Annotated in this window: 1 protein-coding gene; it reads left to right on the top strand. The window is 49.5% G+C overall.

What is annotated here, in order from left to right; translation table 11 throughout:
• Window positions 1-3537: condensation domain-containing protein (locus PEL01S_RS33995; RefSeq protein WP_164824379.1), on the top strand; the 3537-nt coding region annotated here is incomplete at both ends.

Here is a 3537-nt window from a genome sequence, read left to right as displayed (position 1 = left end):
AGCGAGTTAAGAGTAGTGTTGTCCGGAGAACTGCCGGGCTATATGGTACCGGTCTGCTTCGTGCAGCTGGAGCGTATGCCGTTAACGCCCAATGGCAAAATTGACCGGAAAGCCTTGCCTGCTCCAGAGGGGATTGTGAATACCGGAGTTGAATATGTGGCTCCCCGTAACGCGGTGGAACAAACTTTGGTTTCCATTTGGCAGACGGTGTTGGGTTCCCCGAGGATCGGGATTCTTGACAATTTTTACGATCTTGGAGGAGACTCGATTAAATCGATCCAAGTATCCTCAAAGATGCTTCAGGCAGGCTATAAGCTAGAAACGAAGCATCTATTAAAAACCCCCACAATCTCAGAGTTAAGTCCCCATGTGCAAGTGGCATACAGCAATGTGACGCAAGAAGAAGTGGAAGGCCTTGTAAAGCTAACACCGATTCAGACCTGGTTCTTTGAACAAAACTCAGCTGCTCCCGGTCACTTTAACCAAGCCGTGATGCTGTATAGGGAGCAAGGTTTCGACGAAGCTGCGGTTCGCAAGACGATGCAGCAGATGGTGGAGCATCATGATGCTTTACGTCTAATTTTCCGCAAGACAGAGACTGGATATGTGGCTTGGAATCGGGGCTTGGATTCGGACAGCTTATTTAGTCTGGAAGTGTTCGACTTCACAGCAGCAGATAACTGCGCTCAAGCTATTGAAATGAAATCGAGCGAGATCCAAAGTCATATCGATATTACCGAAGGGCCTCTTGTGAAATTGGGATTGTTCCGGTGCGCTGAGGGGGACCATCTGCTAATTGCGATTCATCATTTGGCGGTCGACGCGGTGTCATGGCGAATATTGCTTGAGGATATGGCCTCAGGCTATGAAGATGCGCTTGACGGTCGCGACATTCGCTTTGCTCGAAAAACAACCTCCTTCCAAACGTGGGCCGAGCAGTTATCGCAGTATGCTGATAGTTTGGAAATCGCACGTGAGTTGGACTATTGGAAACGTCTGGCGCAAATCGAACCTAAGAGGCTGCCCCGGGATTTTGAGCAGGATAGCACTCTAATGGAGGATAGTGACGTCGTCACGGTGCAGTGGACAGAACAGGAAACGCAGCAATTATTGAAGCAAGCGCACCGTGCGTACAACACGGAAGTCAACGATCTTTTATTGACCGCGCTAGGGGCTGCTGTCCATGCTTGGACTGGCTTGGAGCAAGTGATGGTTAATCTCGAAGGGCACGGCAGGGAGCCTATCATTCCGGATATCGACATCACTCGCACTGTAGGCTGGTTTACGACCCAGTATCCCGTGGTGCTCAAGATAGAAGCCGGACAAGATTGGGCTTCGAGGATCAAAGAGGTTAAAGAAACGTTACACGCGATTCCGCAAAAAGGAATTGGTTATGGCATTTTAAAATATGTATCCACGCTTTCCGACGCGGATGAATTTGAGATCAAGCCTGATATCAATTTCAATTATTTGGGGCAGTTTGACCAAGACCTTCAACATCGTGCATTCCGGATGTCAAAGCATTCAACGGGGGCAGCCGTAAGCGGAAGCATGGCAAGAGCGCATCGTCTGGATATTAACGGAAAGGTCTCCGAAGGGGTCTTGGCGCTAACGCTGAGCTACAGTGTTAAAGAATACCGTAAGGAAACGATAGAACGGCTGACTGAACTGTTGAAGGCAAGCCTTAAAGAAGTGATTGCGCACTGCCTGGCCCAAGAGCGGACGGTACTAACGCCAAGCGATGTCATGCTGAAGGACTTGACTGTAGAGGAACTGGACCGTCTCGTCGAACAAACTCGGCATATCGGTGAAATCGAGAATGTATACGCCTTAACACCGATGCAAAAAGGAATGCTGTTTCACAGCTTGATGGATACCCAGTCCGGGTTGTACTTTGAACAAACGATGTTTGACCTGGAAGGGGTCTTTGAGGCGGAAGCTTTTGAGAAAAGTTTGGGCTTATTGGTTCAGCGGCATGCCGTCTTCCGTACGAATTTCTACAGCAATTGGAAAGATCAACCCGCACAAGTGGTTTTCCGGCAAAAACGCATCGGATGTGCGTACAAAGATTTACGCGGACGAAGTGTCTCTGAGCGCAACGCCTACATCGAATCGTATGCAAGTGAAGACAAGGCTCAGGGATTTAATTTGGAGGAAGATGCGCTTCTGCGTGTCGCAATTTTACGCACAGGCGAGGAAACGTATCGTTTTGTTTGGAGTTTCCATCATATTGTGATGGATGGCTGGTGTATGCCTCTTATTCTTAAAGAAGTGTTTGACATTTATTCGGCAATCCGGAAACAAACCGTGCCCGAGTTTTCCGCGGCACGGCCTTATTATGATTATATCCATTGGCTTGAGGCACAGGACGCTGAAAAAGCATCCGATTATTGGAAGCTTTATTTGGAAGGCTACGAGCAGCAGTCGCTTTTACCGAAATCAAAATCTCACGACAAGACGGCAGCGTACCTCCCGGAAAAACGGAGCTTCAATCTGGGGACCGAGCTCACCCGGCGAATTCATAAAGTAACCAGGAAGCATCAGGTCACAAGTAATACTTTGATGCAAACCGTCTGGGGGATTTTGCTCCAAAAGTATAACGGGTATAAGGATGTCGTATTTGGAGGTGTTGTATCGGGAAGGCCATCGGAACTATCCGGCATTGAAAACATGATCGGGTTGTTCATTAACACGGTCCCGGTTCGTATTCGCTGTGAGGGAGAAGATGATTTTGCAGAAGTGATGCGCAGGGTTCAGGAGCAAGCTTTGGCCTCCCAAGCGTACGAGACGTATCCGTTGTTTGAAATTCAGGCGAATACCGAACAGAAACAAAACTTGCTGGATCATGTGCTGATTTTTGAAAACTATCCTGTAGATCAACAGATGGTGCAAGCGGGAAGCGAGAATCAAGCGGAATTTAGCATTTCCAATGTGAGTGCAAAGGAACAAACCAATTACGATTTTAATTTGGTAATCCACCCGGGCGCGGAAATGCAGATTTGCATGGAACACAACAGGGCCGTATATGACAGCGCCGATATCGAACGTATGGCGAGGCATTTGATCCATTTGCTGGAACAAATCGCAGATTCTCCGCAGATCACGGTGAACGAGTTGGAGCTGTCAACAGCGGAGGAAAAAACGCAAATTTTAGAATCGTGGAACGCCACGGAAGCGGCGTACGAGAGGGAGAAGACGATCCATCAGTTGTTCGAGGAACAGGTGGAGCGAACCCCGGACCGGATCGCCTTGGTGTACGAAGGGATCAGGCTTACATACCGGGAGCTGAACGAGAGGGCGAACCGGTTGGCGCGAACGTTAAGGAGCGAAGGGGTCGAAGCGGATCAGTTGGTCGGGCTGATGGCGGAGCGTTCCTCGGAGATGGTCATCGGAATGCTGGGCATTTTGAAAGCCGGTGGCGCTTATGTGCCAATTGATCCGGAGTATCCGCGCGAGCGTGTCCGCTACATGCTGGAGGATTCCGGGGTCAAGCTGCTTGTGCTGCAGCGTCGTTTGCAGGATCGCGTGTCCTTCGTC

Origin of the sequence: Paenibacillus elgii NBRC 100335 (assembly GCF_004000865.1) — a bacterium.
GTDB classification, from domain to species: domain Bacteria; phylum Bacillota; class Bacilli; order Paenibacillales; family NBRC-103111; genus Paenibacillus_G; species Paenibacillus_G elgii.
This window is presented reverse-complemented; position numbering and strand designations above follow the sequence as displayed.